General features: G+C 58.6%; 18 protein-coding genes. 9 read left to right on the forward strand and 9 right to left on the reverse strand.

Features of this window, described 5'->3' with window-relative positions; all coding sequences use genetic code 11:
- Nucleotide 1: 1 nt before the first annotated feature.
- Nucleotides 2-2,506 carry a heavy metal translocating P-type ATPase gene (locus G0A00_RS23240; RefSeq protein ID WP_038068303.1) on the reverse strand — a complete coding sequence of 835 codons (2,505 nt, stop codon included), beginning with the start codon at nucleotides 2,504-2,506 and terminating at the stop codon, nucleotides 2-4.
- A gap of 174 nt (nucleotides 2,507-2,680) precedes the next feature.
- Here G0A00_RS23240 and G0A00_RS23245 point away from each other — a divergent pair, with 174 nt between their 5' ends.
- A complete protein-coding gene (locus G0A00_RS23245) occupies nucleotides 2,681-2,878 on the forward strand; it encodes a heavy-metal-associated domain-containing protein (RefSeq protein WP_009573644.1) in 198 nt (65 codons plus the stop codon).
- An 88-nt stretch (nucleotides 2,879-2,966) separates the two neighbouring features.
- Here the strand turns inward: G0A00_RS23245 and G0A00_RS23250 are convergent, their stop codons facing one another.
- The 8 genes from G0A00_RS23250 to G0A00_RS23285 form a co-directional block, all read right to left on the reverse strand.
- Nucleotides 2,967-3,287 carry a YnfA family protein gene (locus G0A00_RS23250; RefSeq protein WP_009573643.1) on the reverse strand — a complete coding sequence of 107 codons (321 nt, stop codon included), beginning with the start codon at nucleotides 3,285-3,287 and terminating at the stop codon, nucleotides 2,967-2,969.
- Between the two features lie 118 nt (nucleotides 3,288-3,405).
- A complete protein-coding gene (locus tag G0A00_RS23255; RefSeq protein ID WP_090062994.1) occupies nucleotides 3,406-4,140 on the reverse strand; it encodes a DsbA family protein in 735 nt (244 codons plus the stop codon).
- The gene (locus G0A00_RS23260; RefSeq protein WP_009573641.1) at nucleotides 4,140-4,610 is read right to left on the reverse strand and encodes a cytochrome c; all 471 of its coding nucleotides are present in this window, start codon (nucleotides 4,608-4,610) and stop codon (nucleotides 4,140-4,142) included. Before G0A00_RS23260 ends, G0A00_RS23255 begins: the two co-directional genes overlap by 1 nt.
- Complete coding sequence (locus tag G0A00_RS23265) at nucleotides 4,607-6,001, reverse strand: multicopper oxidase family protein (RefSeq protein ID WP_028095398.1); 1,395 nt, start codon at nucleotides 5,999-6,001, stop codon at nucleotides 4,607-4,609. The genes G0A00_RS23260 and G0A00_RS23265 overlap by 4 nt, the downstream gene beginning before the upstream one ends.
- 56 nt (nucleotides 6,002-6,057) lie before the next feature.
- Nucleotides 6,058-6,993, reverse strand: coding sequence for a cytochrome c (locus G0A00_RS23270; RefSeq protein ID WP_009573639.1), 936 nt, complete (start codon nucleotides 6,991-6,993; stop codon nucleotides 6,058-6,060).
- An 11-nt stretch (nucleotides 6,994-7,004) separates the two neighbouring features.
- Nucleotides 7,005-7,577 (reverse strand): cytochrome c, encoded by a 573-nt coding sequence (locus G0A00_RS23275; RefSeq protein ID WP_009573638.1) that lies wholly within the window; start codon nucleotides 7,575-7,577, stop codon nucleotides 7,005-7,007.
- A 426-nt stretch (nucleotides 7,578-8,003) separates the two neighbouring features.
- On the reverse strand, nucleotides 8,004-8,468 hold the full coding sequence (locus G0A00_RS23280) for a cytochrome c (RefSeq protein WP_009573637.1): 465 nt from the start codon (nucleotides 8,466-8,468) through the stop codon (nucleotides 8,004-8,006).
- Nucleotides 8,469-8,497: 29 nt separating this feature from the next.
- Nucleotides 8,498-9,001, reverse strand: coding sequence for a L,D-transpeptidase (locus tag G0A00_RS23285; protein ID WP_229861856.1), 504 nt, complete (start codon nucleotides 8,999-9,001; stop codon nucleotides 8,498-8,500).
- A gap of 223 nt (nucleotides 9,002-9,224) precedes the next feature.
- On the opposite strand from G0A00_RS23285, the gene G0A00_RS23290 reads away from it, so the two are divergent.
- From G0A00_RS23290 to G0A00_RS26800, 8 genes are all read left to right on the forward strand, one after another.
- On the forward strand, nucleotides 9,225-9,521 hold the full coding sequence (locus G0A00_RS23290) for a DUF2933 domain-containing protein (protein ID WP_009573635.1): 297 nt from the start codon (nucleotides 9,225-9,227) through the stop codon (nucleotides 9,519-9,521).
- A gap of 251 nt (nucleotides 9,522-9,772) precedes the next feature.
- Nucleotides 9,773-11,953 (forward strand): protein-disulfide reductase DsbD, encoded by a 2,181-nt coding sequence (locus tag G0A00_RS23295; RefSeq protein WP_009573630.1) that lies wholly within the window; start codon nucleotides 9,773-9,775, stop codon nucleotides 11,951-11,953.
- 562 nt (nucleotides 11,954-12,515) lie between these two features.
- Nucleotides 12,516-13,697: a YncE family protein gene (locus G0A00_RS23300; protein ID WP_235953229.1), complete on the forward strand. Its 1,182-nt coding sequence runs from the start codon at nucleotides 12,516-12,518 to the stop codon at nucleotides 13,695-13,697.
- Nucleotides 13,698-13,730: 33 nt separating this feature from the next.
- On the forward strand, nucleotides 13,731-15,116 hold the full coding sequence (locus G0A00_RS23305; protein WP_009573627.1) for an MBL fold metallo-hydrolase: 1,386 nt from the start codon (nucleotides 13,731-13,733) through the stop codon (nucleotides 15,114-15,116).
- On the forward strand, nucleotides 15,113-16,627 hold the full coding sequence (locus G0A00_RS23310) for a thymidine phosphorylase family protein (protein ID WP_009573626.1): 1,515 nt from the start codon (nucleotides 15,113-15,115) through the stop codon (nucleotides 16,625-16,627). The genes G0A00_RS23305 and G0A00_RS23310 overlap by 4 nt, the downstream gene beginning before the upstream one ends.
- Nucleotides 16,627-17,517, forward strand: a complete 891-nt coding sequence (locus G0A00_RS23315; protein WP_009573625.1) for a ribose-phosphate diphosphokinase — start codon at nucleotides 16,627-16,629, stop codon at nucleotides 17,515-17,517. The genes G0A00_RS23310 and G0A00_RS23315 overlap by 1 nt, the downstream gene beginning before the upstream one ends.
- Before the next feature lie 65 nt (nucleotides 17,518-17,582).
- Nucleotides 17,583-19,943 (forward strand): copper-translocating P-type ATPase, encoded by a 2,361-nt coding sequence (locus G0A00_RS23320; RefSeq protein WP_009573624.1) that lies wholly within the window; start codon nucleotides 17,583-17,585, stop codon nucleotides 19,941-19,943.
- Between the two features lie 121 nt (nucleotides 19,944-20,064).
- The gene (locus G0A00_RS26800) at nucleotides 20,065-20,193 is read left to right on the forward strand and encodes a hypothetical protein (RefSeq protein WP_255455374.1); all 129 of its coding nucleotides are present in this window, start codon (nucleotides 20,065-20,067) and stop codon (nucleotides 20,191-20,193) included.
- Nucleotides 20,194-20,298 lie beyond the last annotated feature (105 nt).

Consider the following 20,298-nt stretch of genomic DNA (forward strand, 5'->3'; position numbering starts at 1 on the left):
CTCACTCGGCCGGGACGGGGGCGAAGTCCTCCACCCGCCCAGACTCTTGGCGCTCGTCCATCGCCGGTCTTACGCGCCGCAGCCGCAAGGCGTTCGTCAAGACAAAGACCGAGCTAAGTGCCATCGCACCGGCAGCGACGACCGGTGACAGCAGCACGGCGAAACTCGGATAAAGCGCTCCGGCGGCCAAGGGTATCAAAGCCACATTGTAACCAAAGGCCCAACCAAGGTTCTGTTTGATGTTTCGCATGGTGTGTCGCGAGATCTCGAAAGCGTTCACAACGCCGCGAAGATCACCGGACATCAATACGACATCTGCGCTTTCGATCGCCACATCCGTGCCAGTGCCGATGGCGATGCCAACATCCGCGTGGGCGAGCGCGGGTGCATCGTTGATGCCATCGCCAACAAAGGCCAATGTGCCCTGCTGGCGCAGATTTTCCAGTGCCGCCACCTTGCCGTCGGGCAAGACCCCCGCGATCACGTGGTCGATACCAGTCTCTTCGGCAATTGCTTCTGCCGTTTCGCGTTTGTCGCCGGTAATCATTGCCACCTTCAAACCCAGACTGTGCAGTGCGGCAATCGCGGCTCGGCTCGAGGGTTTGACCGGATCGGCGACGCCAATCGCAGCCACCGCCTTGCCATTGATTGCGGCGAAGAGTGCGGTGCGACCTTGCCGTGCGAGCATAGTTTCAGCCTCTGCGAGTTCACCAAGATCGATCCCTTCGCGCTGCATCATTCGGTCAGCTCCGACAACAACCTCGGCCCCGTCAACGATGGCGCGCACGCCATACCCTGTAATCGAAGTAAACGCGCTCGGTTCCGACAGTCTGATGTTTTCCGCCTGCGCGCCGCGCACGATAGCTTCGGCGATCGGGTGTTCTGATCTGGCTTCGACCGATGCGACTGCCGCAAGAACGGTGCAGCGCTCGGCTCCTTCCGCCAGCACAAGGTCGGTCAGCGCGGGACGTCCGGCGGTGACGGTGCCGGTCTTGTCCAGAGCGACAACCTTGACGTCCCCCAATGCTTGCAGAGCATCCCCCTTGCGGAACAACACGCCCATTTCAGCAGCGCGACCGGTCCCGACCATGATCGACGTCGGCGTCGCCAGTCCCATCGCGCAGGGACAAGCAATGATGAGAACTGAGACACCCGCGACCAGCGCATAGGTGAGGGCGGGATCAGGGCCGAATATTAGCCAGACAAGGATCGTCAAGGCGGCGAGGGTCATCACAGCGGGGACGAACCAAAGCGTGATCCGATCCACCAACCCTTGAATGGGGAGCTTGGCGCCCTGCGCATCTTCGACCATGCGGATGATTTGGGACAACGTGGTATCCGCACCAACACGCGTTGCTTTATAGGTCAGACTGCCCGCGCCATTGACCGTACCGCCCGTGACAGGATCACCAGCCGACTTGCCGACCGGCACGGGTTCCCCGGTGATCATGCTTTCATCGACATGGCTTTCGCCGTCCACAACCTCACCGTCCACGGCGAGTCGTTCTCCGGGGCGCACAACAATCAGATCTCCGGTGCGCAAGGCATCGATCTCGACCTCGACCGCATCGCCGTCACGCAAAATACGCGCCGTACGAGCCTGTAGGCCGAGCAGCTTCTCGATTGCAGCCCCTGTTCGCCCTTTCGCTCGCGCTTCGAGCCAGCGCCCGATCAGGATCAGGACCACGATGACCGCGGCGGCCTCGAAGTAGACAGCGCGGACGGCCTCGGGCATCAGCGACGGGAAGAACGTTGCGACAACTGAATAAAGATAAGCTGCGCCTGTGCCGACGGCGACCAGACTGTTCATGTCTGGAGCACCTTTCAGCAAGGCCGGAAACCCTTTCAGATAGAACTGTCGGCCGGGCCCAATGAGCACAGCCGTTGTGAGGATGAACTGGATCAACCAGCTGGCCTGCTGTCCTATGGTATTGTTGATCGCCATATGCACGGCCGGGATCAGGTGCCCGCCCATTTCCATCAGGAAAACCGGCAAAGCGAGTGCTGCGGCCAGTGCCACCCGGCGTGCCAACCCGCGCGCTTCCTCTTCTTTTCGCGAAGTGCGATCCTGTGTTGCCGTGGCCTCGGCCACGCTGGCTGGATATCCGGCTTGCTCGGATGCACGGATGAGGGCCACAGGGTCGGTCATGCCCTCAAGATATGTGATGCGCGCATTTTCCGCCGCAAGATTAACGTTGACCTCCAACACGCCGGGAACCGAGGCAAGTGCCTTATCGACGCGCCCGACACAAGAAGCACATGACATGGACGCGATGTTCAGCGTCACGGATGCCGTTCGCGCTGGATACCCGAGATCTTTCAGGGCTTGGACCGCATCTTGCAGGTGGGACGAACCATCCACGCTGAAACGCGCAGTCTCGTTCGCGAGGTTCACCGAGACATCGGATATTCCCCTCAACGCGGCTAGGCCCCGATCCACGCGCCCTACGCATGAGGCGCAAGACATTCCTTCAATCGAGAGTGTCACTTTGGATTGATCTGTCATTTCAGTCTCCTGGAATCCCATTTGACACCCCAAATAGGAGTTCCAGTGACTGGAAGGTCAATACCCAATTTGAACTTTCCTGGCTTCGCTTTAAAAATCTACGGAGACCCTTGACCTTCCCCCCACTGGAAGCCCCATCTGCACTGAACAAGCTGTCACAGAGGAGACATCGACATGAAATTCAACGTTCCCGACATGAGTTGTGGTCATTGCACCAGTACGATCGAAAAGGCGATCAAGGCAGCTGACGCAAATGCGAGCGTATCTTGCGACATTCCGGCCCGCACGGTTTCTGTTGAAGGTGCACTGTCAACAGAACGGCTGACGGCCCTGCTTCGTGAAGCTGGGTACGAAAATACCGTGACTGCCTAATCTATGGGTCATCGCACCCGTCGTGACGGGTGCGATGACCTAGCGATTTCTAGCGACGGATTTGCCTGGTTTTCTGAGGTTCCGCAGATCATGAGCGCGAAGGCAACAGGATGAGAGCACTGCCTAGGAGGCAAAGAAGAATGCCTGCAATGTCCCAGCGGTCCGGTCGGCTCCCCTCCACTAGCCACATCCAGATCATGGACGCCGCTATGTAGACGCCCCCGTAAGCTGCATATGCCCGACCGGCCATTTCGCTTTCTGCGCGCGTCAAAAGCCATGCGAAGAGTGCCAAACTTACCAGACCTGGCCCGACCAAAAGCGGCGAACGATCGAGCCGCAACCATGCCCAGAAAGCAAAACATCCAGCGATCTCGGCAAAGGCAGCAATAAGATACCAAAGGTAAGTCATCTTCTCGCCGCCTCTTTCAGTGGTAGGCCGTGCCTAGGTCTTTTGGTCTGTAGGGGCTCCGACTCATTCGCCTGCATCATTGCTCATCGGGCGTGATGTCAGAACCCACCGCAGAGTGCTAGTTTGCCGACGCCCGCACGTTGTCGACCAGTTCCGTGAGCTTATCGCTTTCCACGAAGCCTGGAACCAGATTGTCGCCGATCACAAATGAAGGCGTGCCACTGAAGCCGAGCGACTGCGTCAACCGCATCGAGGTCGCGATATGCTCTTCAATTTCGGGGCGCTCCATGTCAGTTTGAAGGCGTTCGATGTCGAGACCGACCTCTTGTGCTATCCTGAGAACGCTTGCTTCTTCCGCCCGGCCGTTCATACCCATTAGGGCCCAGTGGAATGCCTCATACTTGCCTTGCAGCCGCGATGCGAGTGCAGCTTTGGTTGCAAACACGGATCCGTCCCCGAGAATTGGCCATTCGCGATAGACCAGACGCACATTGGGGTCAGCCTCCAGCAGTGCCAGAACTTCCGGCATAGCGCGGCGACAATATGGGCAGTTGTAATCGAAAAATTCGATAACGGTCACATCCCCATCGGGATTGCCGAGAACCGGTGCATTCGGGTCTTGCTCGAGCAATTGTCGCTGATCGCGCAAGACGGTTGCCTGCGCTTGTGCCTGGGCTTCGGCGTCCTGACGTTGAAGTATTTCGACTGCTTCCATGATGATTTGCGGATTCTCGCGGATAGCCTCATATACAAGTTCCTTGACCCGCGCTTCGTCCAGGTCTGCGGCCTGCACTGCCATTGGAAGTAAGGCAAATGACGATACGAGCATCAAATTTCTGAAAATCATGTCCATTATCCCTCTTGTTCTGCTGCTGTGCGTGCGGCCTGAGCATTGCGCTCTCGCTCTGGCCAGGTCGACTTAATGAAGCCGAGAATGTTCCAAATTTCCTGATCTGTGAGTTTGCCGGCGAAGCCCGGCATGCCACTGTCGAAATCTGAGCCCTGTTGTCGCATCAGTTCCGCCCCCCCGAGCTTGGTGTAGGAGAACAAAATCTGGTCACTATGGTGCCAGGTATGACCGTTGCGATCATGCGGCGGCGCGGGCAGGCGGCCATCTGAACCAGGGCTTCGCCAGTCTGGTTGCCCTTCGAGATTGGCGCCATGGCAGGACGCACAGTTTTCAGAATAGAGAGCTTGCCCCAGTTCGATATTGACGTCGTCAAACGGGGAAGAACCCTGGGAGGCATTGCCGCTGAACCACCAGGTTGCACCTAGCCCAATCAGGCCAATGGATGAAATTACCGCCAGGTAAGCTGATCTCATGCGACCTCCAGCCACGTCATCATGCCGGATGCCGCGTGCGAGAGCATGTGACAGTGAAACAGCCACTTTCCCGGATTGTCGGCAACGAAGGCGATCTCGCGAGTCTCGCCACCGAACATCAGCAAGGTATCCCGCAGGGGACCAACTTCACCGCCCTCCAGCACCTCCCGGAAATGCATCCCGTGCAAATGCATGGCGTGGGGGAAGGATGTATCGTTGTAGATCTCCACTCGCGCTGTTTCACCGCGTGACAGGCTAGCCAGTGGCTTCTCGGTCATGCCCACGGTACCATTGAAAGCCCAGAACTGGTTCGCGTCGACCAGTTGGCGGAACGTTTTTCGCTCACCCTCAAGTATGGCTGCGTCAAGGTTGCCCATTGCCCCGCCTTCCATGTTGAGCCTGATGCGTCTCGCCTGCTCCAGTCCCGGCACATCCATATTAGGGTTCGGTGGCAGAACTTGGGGGACATCCCGCACAGCGGAGGCCAAAGTGCCGGTCACGCGAAACTCGGTTTGGGCAAATCCCTGGCCGTCTTCAAGCCGCACCAGATGAGCACTTTCCCCTTCATCCGCAATGACGTCGACAAACAAATCCGCTCGTTGGCCCGGCCCAAGGATGATCGGTTCGCTGATCTCACTCGGCGTCACCAGTGGCATTCCGTCGAACGCCATCACCCACCCCTTTAGACCTGACAGGCCCAAAACAAAGATCCTGGCATTTGCCGCGTTGATCAACCGAAGCCGCATCCGCTCACCCTGGCTCACGTTGAGCGTAGAATTGAAGCTTCCGTTGGTGGCGACAAAGTTGCCACGTCGGCCTGCATGGCTACGATCATGAACGGCTTCAAAATCTGGGTCGAGTTGTGCGGTCTCCGGGTTGAGGAGCCAATCGTCAAGAATAAGGACTTCATCGCGATCAACATCCGGGGCTATCGGTTCTTCGACGATCAACGCTCCGTAGAGCCCACGAGCGACCTGTTCGACGGAGCGATTATGCGCGTGAAACCAAAAAGTTCCTGCATCTGGAACGGCAAAATCGTAGTCGAAGGTTTCGCCTGTGGGGATGGCATCTTGGGTGAGCCCGGCCACGCCGTCCATCGCATTTGATATCCGCACGCCATGCCAGTGCAGGGACGTCGCCTGCGGCAACTTGTTGACGAGCCGACGTTGAAGACGCGCGCCCTGCCGAACACGGATCACGGGGCCAGGAAACTTTCCGTCATAGCCCCAAATCTCCGTCTTGGGGTAGTCCGGAGGGGCGAGTTGTACGGCGCCACTTTGCGCTGTCATCACCTGAAATTCAGGGGTGGCTGCAGATCCGGCCTTGGGGAAGAAGCTCAACGCACTCATTGCCAACCCCGATTGAATGAATGCTCTTCTGGTGTGTGTCATTTCGTTCTCGTTTGTTGTGCGAGCCAGTTTTGGCTCACACATTGTCTCTATTGCAGTCACATGTCTTTATTAGCAGCGGCGCCCTCGCCCTGAGCGACCCGGTCGGCTCGAGGTTCGTCACCATCAAGCAAGTACACGGCCATCGCTTCCAGATCATCGGGGGACAAAAAGCGCGTATTGCCCTGCACGACCTCCACCATGCTGCCGCCGAAAGCGTCGCCTGACGGCGTCACGCCAGTACGCAACGCATAGGCGAGGTTGGAAACGGTCCAGCCGCGTTCCGCCAGAGAGTTCGGCGTGATCGAAGGCGCCTTGCTCCCCCCTGGCAATGCCTCATTTCCAGCAAAAACCGCGTCAAGCAGGCGCCCGCCTCCGATATTGCGTGGCGTGTGGCAAGCACCGCAATGTGCTGCACCTCGAACCAGCTCGCGACCGCGGTTCCATTGTGCGTTTTTCTCGTCAATGGGTTCCGTGGGTGGATCGTAGAGATAGGCCGCCCGCCATAGCTTCAGGCCCCATCTCTGATCGAAAGGAAACTTGACATCATGCTCAAGCGCTGCCTCGGCGACTGGTGGCACGGTCTGGAAAGCTGCCCAAAGGTCGGCAATGTCCTGATCCGTGAAATCCGCATAGAACGGATAGGAAAAAGCGGGATAATACGGCTCTCCGCTAGGACTAATGCCCTGGCGAACCGCCTTGGCGAACTGCTCAACCGTCCACCCCCCGATGCCGTTCTCTTTGTCTGTCGTCAGATTGGGCGGAAAAAACGTGCCAAAATCTGTCGCCAGCCCCGCGCCGCCTGCGAGTGCGGCGCCGCCAGCCTCTGAATTGGTGTGGCATGAAATGCACCCGGATACGCGAGCCAAATAGGCGCCGCGCTGGACATCACCCGTTTGCGTGATCGACGCGGGCACCTTGCCAATCGGCCAGATCACAAGGCCGCCGACCACAAGGGCGCAAAGCGCCCCTGCAGCAAAGACCAGTTTTTTCATCCGGCACATCTTTACTTCGCCTCGTAGCGGAATTTCGCGTGACATGCCGAACATGTCTGGGTCACCATGTTGAATGCCCCATCTGCGGGCATCGAGGCATAGTCCATCATCGGGCTTCCTGACGAAGTTCCCATCATGGACGAAGCTCCCATCATGCTTCCGGGGGATTGCGTGCCCATCATGGAGCCTGCATCCATTCCCGCACCTGACGCCATAAGCCCGTTGTCGGCGGCCTCGGCAAGACCTTCGCTAACCACCTTGAGCTGCTCTGCGAGCGCACTGAATTCTTCCCAATCCGACCAGATCTCGGACTTTGCTTCGGACGGTTTCCCAGCAGACCCTTCGGGAAACAATTCGGTCATGCCTTCGCTATGTTCGACAAAGACGCGTGCTCCCGTACGAACAGCTTCAGCATCATAGGTGATTTCACCACGCATCATCGGAGCCAGTTCTTTGACCGATTGCCCCATGGCCATCATGCCGTCCATGCGTTCTTTGACGACACCTTCCGCGCCACCATGTGCAAATGCAGCTGCGGCCATTGTCGTTCCAGCCAAGAGGCCGATCATCAGTTTGCTTTTCATCGTTCCGTATCCTGTATTTCCATGCTTGATAGATTTAATTTGATGAGGCGTGGTTGCCCCTAGGTCAGGATAGGTGTTTGGGAGGCGGGGTGTCCCTTAGGACATTCCGGTTAGAAAAGCTCTGATCTGGATGTTCGCGAGGCAATTGCGACAAGTTGGTCGAAGCTCTCGGAGCTGATAAAATGACAATTACCATATTTTTCGAGCAGTCCGGCCCCGGATCGCAATGCCCGGGGAGAAGATTATCTGCATCTTCCTCATGAGAGGTCTGATGTTTTTGCGCACTTCGTTCGGAAACTTTGGCAGCGACCGTTTCATGGCCAATTGCATCGAGAGATCCCGCCGGGAGGACGACAAATAACGCGATCGAGACCAACAGGAGAATCTGGATCGCGCTACGGAATATGTTCAGCCTGGCGACCAAAGTCAGTTGATCCCGTTCGCGCGCTGCAGTTCGCGCACGTATCCCGCAATCATCTTCACATCACCTTGGGTGAGGCCTTCAACGGGAGGCATATTGCCAAAATTCCAGTGATGAGATTGGACGCCGTTTTGCGCCGCATTCAGGAACGCGGCATCCGAATGGTGGTTCGGCTCGTAGATTTTGTGAACAAGCGGAGGAGCGACCCCATTCTGGCCTGCGGCATTTTCACCATGACAGCTGGCGCATTTTGCCTCGAACGCGCGTTGCCCCATTTGGGCTTGCGGAGAGAATTCAGCTGGAAGGAGTACATTGGCAATGGGCGCGCCCTGAGGTATGCCGCTCGTGTCCGGCGGAACCATTGAGTGTCCTTGAGCAGTCTGCGCCGGGGCCGGCTGCAACGCCTGCCAACCGACCGCTCCAAGGCCGAGCACGAAGAACCCGCCAACGAACCATCCCCAGAAATTCATAGTGTTTTACTCTCCTGCATGTGATCCGTTCAGATCAACTTAACCTGCGTCCCGACCGGCGTGCGGTCGAAGACCTCTTCTATATGTTCGTTGTAAAGGCCGATGCAGCCGTTTGATGATCTACGCCCGATTTTCCGCGTGTCTTGAGTTCCGTGGATCCTGTAGTATTGCCACGACAGATAGAGCGCACGCGTTCCCAAAGGATTGGAGGGATCTCCTCCAGGCACATAGGCTGGCCATTCCGGGTTGCGTTCACGCATTGAAGGGGTCGGCGCCCAACCTGGATTTTCCCGTTTCTCGACAACTTCTGTATACCCGCGCTTCGTCAATTCATCAGTCAAGGGAACAGAGGTCGGGTAAATCCGCATCTCTTCATCTTCTGTCCAGTGTTGGAGCACCTTTGTGACAGTATCCGAAATGATGATGCCCTTCCCGAGACGGTCAAAGTGATCACGCCAATTGTGGAGAACGAACGACGAGATATTGCGTCTTACCACACCAGCCTCTTCCGCCCGGAGAGTGTGGGGGGTCATCAAGAATGCGCCTGAAATTGCAATCAGGCTCCGCCTGTTCAAACTCGGTCTCTCTGCCATTTGTTCGTCCTTGGTTACTCAATTGGACGAGACAGGCATTGCTCAGATGGGGCTGAATCTCAACCGCAACAGGCCGCAAGATTTGTATCGAAGTGTATCCTTGACCTTCCAGCGGGAGATCAAGCTAAACAGGATACGTTGACCAAAATCAGAGGTGGATTCCATGCAAGAGGATAGCGAGTCAGGTGGCAATCGCCACGGAAAGTTGATGCACTGGGGCATGATGGCTTGCTGTGCTGTCATGCTTCTACCCATCGCAGCTTTCCTGATTGGCGGAGGCACCGTCGCAGGCCTTTGGGCAAACGCTACCGTCTTTGCGCCTCTGGTGCTCTGCGTTGGCGCCCATTTTGTGATGCACAAGATGATGGGGCGTTCATGCCATGGAAGCGACAAGCACAAGAAGACCGCCCCCCAGCCAGTGCTGATTGAAGATATGACCGACAGCGCCGTCCGGCGGTAAGTCGAAATGAGAACAAGAGCGCGGCTGGCGACTGTCTTCTTGGGAGCGATTTTCGTGAGCGCTTGTTCCGGCGGACCAGTCCTGTGCCCGACAAACCCGCCGCCAACTTTGTCGACAAAGTCACCAGAGCTGGAGCTGCCCAATGGATGTCGTCTGGCAGGGCCTATCTCCAACGGTGTGGGCCAGTTGGATTGTGTAAACGGCCGATCAGGCTTTGTTGCCACTCAAGTTCAAAGCCTGGAGATAGTGCGATGACCATCTGGCGCTCGCCAATCCGTCTTGCTTTCTGCGGTACCCTCGCTGCCGCAATGTTCTGGCTCTTGATCCCCTTTGCTGCAACGGCCGAGGTATCAGTCGCCCACAAGGTCACTGCGGTGGAAGCGCGGCTGATCTCCGCCGAGGATGCCGTTTCCGCCGAAGCTCAAACGCTCTCCGCCGGTCTGGATCTGAACCTTGCTGACGGATGGAAAACCTATTGGCGTTCGCCTGGCGAGGTTGGCATTCCGCCACAGATCGACTGGAGCGGGTCGACGAATGTCGCGGGCGTTGATTTCCTATGGCCTGCGCCCGAGCGGTTCACTGCCTTTGGCATCGAAAACTTCGGCTATCATGATGAGGTTGTCTTTCCACTTCAGATCACCCTGAAGGATCCTGGGGAACCTGTCGAACTCAGAGCAAACGTCAAGCTCTTGACCTGCTCAGCAGTTTGTGTCCCCCAGGATTTTGACTTGGCACTTTCGTTGCCTCAGGGGAACTCAATCGATCAAGTCTCGGCTAATCGTATCGGGGCATTTCTCGCACGCGTTCCGGCGGAAGGAGGAGCGGCAGGCGTGACCGCCGCCACATCCCATATAAACGATGATTTCACCCGCCTAACGATAGAAATAGCTGCCACGACTGCCTTCAAAACCCCGGACGTCTTTCCTGAAATTGGTGATGGCAACACGTTGGGGAAGCCCGACATTCGCCTTGGGGCAAGCGGGCGAACGCTTTGGGCTGAATTCCCAATTCTTGCCTACATGGCAGATACAGACGCGCCGCCACGGGTAACCGTGACGGACGGGCCGGATCACGCCCTCACCGTCACGCCAGATCGGGCAACAACCGCCCCAACTCCCCCTTTCAGTATTGATCGGGTGGTCCCCGGCATTGATCAAGTGATCTGGATCGCCATCATCGCTTTTCTTGGGGGCTTGATCCTGAACGCCATGCCTTGCGTGCTTCCTGTTCTGTCGATCAAGTTATCTTCTGCCCTGAAATCCGAAGGACGCGGCAATGCCCAAGTCAGGGCAGGCTTCTTGGCCGCCGCCGCCGGAGTCATGGTCTTTATGTGGGCACTCGCGGCTGTTCTCTTCGCATTGCAAAAGATTGGCGTTGCCGTCGGTTGGGGGCTCCAGTTCCAGAGCCCAACGTTCCTGGTTCTGATGCTCCTGATCCTTGGTCTGTTCACCGCAAACCTGTTTGGACTGTTCGAATTCTCTTTGCCTGCCGCCCTGACAACGCGGTTGATGAAAGCAGGAGGTACGGCCGGGTATGGAGCGGATTTTGCCACCGGATTTTTCGGGGCGGTCATGGCTACTCCCTGCTCCGCGCCGTTTCTTGGAACAGCTATCGCATTCGCACTTGCGGGGCGGGTGATAGACATCGCTGTCGTTTTCACCTTTCTCGGGTTAGGTCTGGCCAGCCCATATCTGTTGGTGGCCATCGTGCCGAACGTTGTTCGGTTCGTGCCCAAGCCCGGCCGCTGGATGATCGCCTTGAAAGCCGGCCTTGGCATTCTCCTGATGGGTACCGCGGCATGGCTGTTCTATGTCCTGCTCGGCGTTGCTGGATCGCGCGCGGCCCTAACAGTTGCATCTCTCGGTGCGGTTATGCTCTTCATAGCGGCATCGCCCTGGGTGCCAAGATCTCTTCGCTGGCCCTTTGGGCTGGCGCTGGCGGCACTCGCGGTCGCGGCCGCGCCATTCTTGGCAACACCCGCCGCACCCGATGCCCAAGCAGGAAAAATTGCCTGGGTCACATTTGACCGCGGCGATATTGCCCGTCGAGTATCACGCGGAGAGGTCGTTTTTGTCGATGTAACCGCCGATTGGTGTTTGACCTGCAAAGCCAACAAGGCGCTCGTTCTTGAACGCGACCCGGTTCTTTCGGCATTGAACAGCTCTGGTGTCACGCCGATGCTGGCCGACTGGACCCGCCCAGATGACGCGATCACCCGTTTTTTGGAGACCAACAACCGTTACGGCATTCCATTCAACGCGGTTTATGGGCCGTCTGCTCCCGAAGGAATTATCCTATCTGAAATATTGTCGACTCAGGATGTTCTTGCTGCTCTGCACGCGGCGCGTCCGGGGGCCGCTCAAGCAACGCTCATCGAGGACGATGTGAAGGTTTCCAGATTTGGAAACACTTTGGAGCAAAGTGCCGACTGAGTAATTTCGCCTAAGCTGCGCATCAAGGACGCCGAGTCAGGCAGCATTTAACGCCCTGATTTAGATCAACCACACCATCTGGATAGCGTGTTATAATCACCTAGGAAGGACTCAAATCATGCGATCAAGGCCACATATCGATGTCAGAAGAGTGTCGCGTATTCGCGTCAGCTTCGTCCTGATATTGATCGGAGCCTTGTTTTTCGGTCTCATTGCCGATGGTTTGCATGCGCATGAGGGCGAGCCTGCCGGGTTAGAGACGCAGATTGTTCAGGTCACCGACGCAAATTCCTCCGTCCACGTTATTCTGGACGCGGATTGCGGAATTCATCCCGGTTGCGCCGCTGCTCTGATCCCTAACGGGCTTGTCAGCGCAGTAGTTTCGAACCGTAGCACGCGAATGGTAATGTCGTGGCGGCAATCGGCGTCTTTCGCCGATGACGAATTCATACACGTCCCCATTCTCTTCTGAGCATTCCAGTCAGCGAGGTAGCGAAGCGCCTCCCTTTCGGCTTTTACGCCAATCGTGACGCTTAGGTTTTTCGACAGGCTCGTAGTCTGGATGTCCGGATTCTACCTGACCGCGCTCCTCACTTCATTCGCTCCTATCAACCGTGGATCCGCCGGTTTTCTGCCCTCGCCACGGCCACCGCATGATCTCGACCAGATAAAGGTTCCAAAAATGAACATGTCGTCCCGCATCGCCTATACGCTCGCCACTTTGTTCGTGTCAGCACCAGCTTTGGCCGCTCCGCCTACGGTCTTCATTCCAGAGGGCAGCGCCAATTCAGTCCTGATGGTTCAGGCGGAGACTGGAAAAGTCCTGCGTCGGATCAATGATGTCGAGGCGGTCCACGGTCTCGCAGGCGCACCCGGCGTGCCGTATCTGGTCGCCGGCAGCTATTCGGAGATCCCGCGCGAGGATGTCGCGTCGCTAGAAAAGCCCTCCACCGTGTCTGCAGACGATCACGCCGCGCACCACGCACCAAAGGCCGCGCCAATGGGGCCACCGGATGCCGGGATCAGTCTTCTCTCGATTCTGGACGCAAAAAGTGGCGATATCCTCCGCCGGATAGAGGTGCCGGGTGCCGTACATCATACGGCAGTTTCCCCTGATGGACGCTTTGCCGTTGCGACCCATCCGGCAGGTGACGGAATATCGGTGATTGACTTGGCGACTTTCGGCATGACGGCATTTGTCCCGACTGGATCGATGCCGAACTATGCAGCGTTCGGAACTGATCCAAATCTCGTCTACGTCTCCAACACCGGTAACGGAACGATCAGCGAAGTAGATCTGTCGCGGGGTATCGTTCGTCGCAACTTCATTGCAGGTGACACCCCGGAACATATGGCGGTTTCGCCCGAAACTGATCGACTCTTTGTCGCAGACGCGGACGCAGGTCAGGTTCTGGAACTGTCTTTGAGTACCGGTGAAAAGCTGCGGACCTTCGAAATTGGCGGCGAGATTCATGGACTGGGGCTGTCAAATGATGGGGCAACTTTGTTCGTCGCGGGTAGGGGAGAGGACAAACTCGCCTCAGTTGCACTCGCTACCGGGGAAGTGCGCACAGCCACGCTTGCACCAGAACCCTACCACCTGACGGTAATTCCAGGCTCCGACATCCTTTATGTCTCAAGCCGTGCAGAGCCCGTGGTTTGGCTCAACGATACCAGCTCACTGCAAACGCGTGAAACAGTTTCTGTCGAAGGAGAAGGACATCAGATGGTGGCGCTTCCCTGAAGGGCTGCCGATGGGAATGAAAGGCACAGGATCATGGCACAGGACACTCGCCCAACACTTCGTTTTCTGGGAGCCGCCGGAACAGTAACCGGATCGCGCTATCTGATTGAAACCGGGGATCGCCGCATTCTAGTTGATTGTGGCTTGTTTCAAGGCTTCAAATCGCTGCGGGACCGCAACCGCAAGGCGTTTCCGGTACGCCCCACCACCATTGACACCGTACTTCTGACGCACGCGCATCTCGATCATTCAGGCTATCTGCCTGCGCTGATCCGCGGCGGGTATCGAGGGAAGGTGATGTGTACCGAAGCGACGGAGGAACTCTGCGGCCTGATCCTGCCGGACAGCGGCCATATCCAGGAAGAGGAGGCACGTTTTGCCAAAAGGCACCGATACTCCAAGCACAAGAACCCCAAGCCGCTCTACACGTTGAAAGATGCTCAGGCGGCGCTTGAGCATTTGCACAGAGTTCCCTTCAACAGCACAGTCGATGTTGGTGACGGAATATCCGCAGAGTTCATCCCGGCGGGCCATTTGCTCGGTGCGGCGCAGATCCGTATCAGACTGCCAGGAAGGACAATCCACTTCAGTGGCGACCTCGGCCGACAGAACGACGCACTGATGCGACCGCCACAACCGTTCTCAGGTGCGGACGTGTTGGTTTGTGAATCCACCTATGGCAATCGCCATCACGCAGCCATCGACGCGGAGGAAGAGCTTCTGCCAATCCTGAAACGTGTTTTCGGGCGGGGCGGTACGGTTCTCATCCCCTCATTCGCGGTTGGGCGCGCGCAGGGGCTTATGTATCACATTGCACGCCTGCAAAACCGCGGCGAGATCCCATATGTGCCGGTTTATCTCAACTCGCCAATGGCGATCGACGCGACCGAAATCTACCACGGCCATCACGAAGAACATCACGTTGCCTGGGAGGATTGCCTTGCGATGTTCCAGATCGCCAAGCGGGTCACTTCGGTCGAGGAGTCGAAGAAGCTGAACACGCAGCATGGCCCGATGATCATCATTTCGGCGAGCGGCATGTTGACCGGCGGGCGGATCCTGCATCACCTCGCCAGCTTCGGCGGCGACCCGCGCAACGCAATCCTGCTGTCGGGCTTTCAGGCTGGCGGTACCCGCGGGGCGGCACTGGCCGCTGGCGCGGACAGTCTGCGCATGTTCGGTCGAGATTTCCCGATCAGGGCAGAGGTGATCCAGCTCGAAGCCTTTTCCGGACATGCCGATGCCGAAGAGTTGCTGGCCTGGATGCGCGCGTCGGATCGCGCGCCGCGCATGACCTATGTGACTCACGGCGAACCTTCTGCCTCGGACCGGCTGCGCTGGCGGATCGAACATGAACTCGGCTGGCCTGCCCGCGCCCCCGAACACCTCGAAACGATCCGGCTGGACAATCCAAAATGACAGAAATCGACAATACGCTCGCCCTGTCCCGCGCGGGGATCGACACTTACCGGCAACCCGTTGTCTTCATGCGCGAAGACTGCCACGTCTGCCGCGCCGAAGGCTTCGCAGCCCTGACCCGGATCGAGGTCACGCTCGGCGACAGGTCGGTGATTGCCACGCTGAACGTGTTGACCAATGGCGACTGGCTGCCCGACGACACTGCCGCCTTGTCGGAAGAAGCCTGGGCCGCCCTGAAGCCCCAACCGGGGGACCGGGCAAGTTTTACGCACCCGGAGCCACCGGACTCCGTCTCAGCGATCCGCGCCAAGGTCTATGGAGAAACCCTTGAGCAGCAAAGGTTCGACGCAATCATTCGTGACGTCCTCGATCATCGTCTCTCCGATCTCGATCTGGCAGCCTTCATCACCGCCTGCGCGGGCGACCGGCTTTCGATTGCGGAAACCATCGCACTGACCCGATCCATGCAGGCGGCGGGCGAAACGCTGGATTGGGGCGGCGCCGAGATCTACGACAAGCATTGCGTCGGGGGGCTTCCAGGAAACCGCACCACGCCGATCATCGTTTCGATCATCGCGGCGGCGGGGCTGATGATCCCCAAGACCTCTTCTCGCGCGATCACTTCCCCCGCAGGCACGGCCGACACGATGGAGGTCATGGCTCCCGTCTCGCTCGACATCCCCGCGTTGAGACGCGTCGTCGAGGCTGAGGGCGGGTGCATCGTTTGGGGGGGCAACCTCGCTCTCAGCCCTGCGGACGATGTTCTGATCCGGATTGAACGGCCACTCGATTTCGACAGCGACGGACAGCTGGTGGCGAGCGTCTTGTCGAAGAAGGCTGCGGTCGGTGCGAAGCGCGTGCTGATCGATGTGCCCGTCGGACCAACGGCCAAGGTCCGCTCGGCGGAAACCGCCGCTGCGCTGGCAGAGCGGCTCCGCGCCGTTGGCAAGGCCATCGGCCTGACGCTCTCGATCCATCAAAGCGACGGGACTGCACCTGTCGGACGCGGAATTGGACCCGCACTTGAAGCCCAAGATGTCCTTGCCGTGCTACGCCGCAACGAGAACTTCCCTGTCGACCTGCGCGACCGTGCACTCGACATCGCTGGAGCGCTGCTGGACCTTGTCCCCGAGACGGGCGGCGCGGGCGGGCGAAAGGTGGCCGCACAGCTGCTCGACAGCGGCGCTGCCGAGGCGAAGTTCATTGCGATTTGCGATGCACAAGGCGGTTTCACTGAGCCCGGTGAGGCGCGTTATCATGCGGTGATCACCTCCCGCACGGCGGGGCGCCTCATTGCGATTGACAATCGCCGCATCGCGCGCACAGCGAAACTCGCCGGCGCACCGCGGCAGCAGCTCGCAGGGCTGCGCCTTCTGGTCCAGATCGGTGACCATATCGAATTTGGCAAGCCGCTGTTCGAGATCCACGCCGAAACGCTGGGAGAACTGGAATACGCCCGCTCCTATGCCGAGGCGCAATTGGGACTTTGCACAATTGAGGAGGCAAACTGATGACCATTATCGCCCCCTTTCCCGGCATGGAGCCATTGGCGCGCAGAATGGCGGCGACATCCGGTGCCGAAATCCAGCCGGTGGACTTGCACCATTTTCCCGATGGTGAAACCCTCGTGAAGCTCGGCGGCGATCCTGCAGGACGCGAAATCGCCTTCCTCGCCACGTTGCGCGATCCTGATCGGCTGGCGTTGCCTCTGCGTTTCGCAGCTCTGACGGCGCGCGAACTTGGGGCCGCGCGTGTGGGGCTGGTCGCGCCCTATCTTGGCTACATGCGCCAGGACAAGCGGTTTCATCCACGCGAAGCTGTGAGCGCCCCGATCTTCGCGGGATTTCTTGATGAATGTTTCGACTGGGTGATGACCGCTGACCCCCATCTGCATCGCAACCCGAGCCTTTCAGCGCTGTTCCGCATTCCCGCATATCGTGTCGCCACAGCCCCTCTGCTGGCCGACTGGATTGCGGCGAACGTTCCAGAGGCCGTGCTCCTTGGGCCTGACAGCGAAAGCCAGCAATGGGTGGCTGAAGTCGCCAGGCTCGCCGGACGCCCCTACGAAGTGCTGACAAAACATCGCTCCGGGGATCGGCAGGTCGAGATCAGCCTGCCGGGCAGCGCCGTTTTCCGACAGGGGACACCCGTGATCCTCGATGATATCGCCTCGTCCGGACACACGCTGATCCGAACGCTCGAACAACTCGAGCAGGCCGGTGCCCGACCTGCGACTTGCGTAATTATCCACGCGGTTTTCGCACACGGCGCAGAGGAAGCAATCCGCCATGCCGGTGCCGCGCGGATCGTCAGTACCGATACGATTCCACACTCAACGAACGCAGTCTGCGTCGGCGAGCTGTTAGCGACAGAAATGAAAGTTGCTCAATGCGCCACTTGACCTTCCAGTTACTGGAAGAATTAGGTTTGAGGCAATGAGCTAGAAATACGGGAAAGGATCCCCGAATGAACAACCATCACGAACATGCCAACGGATCTGACGATCAAGTTCCTTCTGGCTACGCGGGCACGGTCTTCACTTGCCCGATGCACCCCGAGGTACGCCGCGCCGAACCGGGAGATTGCCCGAAATGCCAGATGCATCTGGTGCCGGAGGGCGAGCCCTCGCAACACCACGCCCATCATCAGCACACGGGCGACGCGGTGGAGCCAAACCACTTGGACTCGGTTCCCAACGACTACACTGGCCCGGTTTATACCTGTCCGATGCACCCTCAGGTGCGCCAGACGCATCCCGGGTCTTGTCCGATCTGCGGTATGGGGCTGGAACTGGAATCGGCCGCCATGGAAGCGGAAGGCCCGAACCCGGAGCTTGTGGACTTCAGCCGTCGTTTCTGGGTGGGGGCCATTTTGACCGTACCGCTCCTTGTGCTGACCATGGGCCCCTATCTTGGCCTGAGCGGGGTGCGCGAGATATTCGGTGAACGCGTCACCCTCTGGGTCGAACTCGCGCTCGGGACACCCGTTGTCTTTTGGTCCGGCTGGCCTTTCCTTGTTCGTGGCTGGAACTCGTTCCGGACAAGGAACCTCAATATGTTCAGTCTCATTGCCATGGGTGTAAGCGCCGCATGGCTGTTCAGCATCATCGCCGTCCTGGCACCGGGCATATTCCCCGATGGGTTCCGGGATGCCGAAGGGCATGTCGGCGTCTATTTCGAGGCGGCGGCTGTGATCGTCACGCTGGTCCTTGTGGGACAGGTGATGGAGCTGCGCGCTCGCGAAGGCACTGGCAAGGCGATCCGTGCTCTTCTGGATATGGCCGCCAAGACGGCACGTATTATCCGCGACGACGGAAGCGAGGAAGAGGTTCCATTGGAACAGGTCCAGGTCGGCGACCGACTACGTGTGCGACCCGGTGACAAGGTGCCGGTCGATGGTATGGTCGTCGAAGGCAGGTCCTCAGTTGACGAAAGCATGATCACGGGCGAGCCGGTACCGGTAGAAAAGGTCGGAGGAGACCCTGTAACGGGCGCCACGATCAACGGAACCGGCAGCCTGATCATGGAGGCGACGCGCGTCGGCGCCGACACGATGCTGAGCCAAATCGTCGAGATGGTGGCCAATGCGCAGCGGTCTCGCGCGCCGATCCAGAAATACGCCGACAAGGTCTCCGGATATTTCGTGCCTGCAGTTATTGGCATCGCCGTGCTGGCCTTCATTGGCTGGGCCATTTGGGGCCCGGTCCCGGCCCTTTCCTATGCTCTTATTGCGGCCGTTGCCGTTCTCATCATCGCTTGTCCCTGTGCCCTCGGCCTTGCGACACCGATGTCTATCATGACGGCGACGGGGCGCGGCGCGCAGGCGGGTGTCCTGATCAGGAATGCAGAGGCACTGGAACGGTTCGAGAAGGTCGATACCCTGATCGTCGACAAGACCGGCACGCTGACGGAAGGCAAGCCGAAACTTGTCGGCGTCTACCCTGAACCGGGTCACGATGAGGTAGAAGTGCTTCGGCTTGCCGCATCGCTGGAACGCGGCTCCGAGCATCCTCTCGCGGAAGCCATCGTACGCGGTGCTGAAGAGCGTGGCGTCGACCTGGCAAAAGCCGACGCCTTCGAGGCGGTCACCGGCAAGGGCGTCAAAGGCACGGTGGACGGGCGGGTAGTGGCGCTCGGCAACGTGAAACTCCTGACTGACCTCGGACTTGATGCAGCAGAGCTTCGGGACAAGGCGGATGCCCGTCGGGATAATGGCGAAACGGTTATGTTTGTCGTCGTCGAGAATGACGTTGCCGGTCTTGTCAGCGTCGCAGACCCGGTAAAGGCGACCACACCGGCCGCCCTGAAGGAACTGCACGCACTTGGGTTCCGTATTATCATGGCGACGGGAGACAATGAGCGTACCGCTAGGGCCGTCGCGTCCAGTCTAGGCATCGACGAGATCCGCGCCGATGTGATGCCGGAAGACAAAGCGAAGATCATCAAGGAACTTCAGGCCAAGGGGCACAAGGTTGCCATGGCCGGCGACGGTGTCAACGATGCACCTGCCCTGGCTCAGGCCGATGTCGGGATTGCCATGGGCACCGGCGCCGATGTGGCCATTGAGAGCGCAGGGTTCACGCTCGTCAAAGGGAACCTCGACGGTATCGTGCGTGCGCGCAAACTCGCCCGCGCGACCATGCGGAACATACGCCAGAACCTGTTCTTTGCTCTGATCTACAACACTGCGGGCGTGCCCGTCGCTGCGGGGATCTTGTTCCCATTCCTCGGGATCTTGATCAGTCCGATGTTTGCGGCCTTTGCCATGAGCGCTTCCTCAATCTCGGTCGTCCTAAACTCCCTTCGGCTACGGCGCGCGCAGATTTGAGGGGAAACAAGAACGATCGCGAGGTCCATCAGACCGTTCAATAAACAGTATTGGGTACAATCCATCGCCGGAGAAGGGGCAACAGCGTTCAGACAATCACCTGCAAACCAAGGAGACCAAAATGACCTACATTTCCAGACAGATGATCTTAGCCATTGCTGTGGTGTGGGGGCTGCCAGTCGGCGCCTGCGCACACCGGGGTCATCCGGTCACCGATTCCGATAATATCCGGTCGGTCATTCCGATTTAATCCGGTCACGGATTCCGAGGTATCCGATCATCCCGGTTTCGAGTTGTGAGACCGGCTGCTGGGCGATCGTGCAGCAGGGTAGCCTTGCCGTCATCGAGGACGAGC

Origin of the sequence: Salipiger sp. PrR002, assembly GCF_010500775.1 — a bacterium.
In the GTDB taxonomy this organism is placed as follows: domain Bacteria; phylum Pseudomonadota; class Alphaproteobacteria; order Rhodobacterales; family Rhodobacteraceae; genus Salipiger.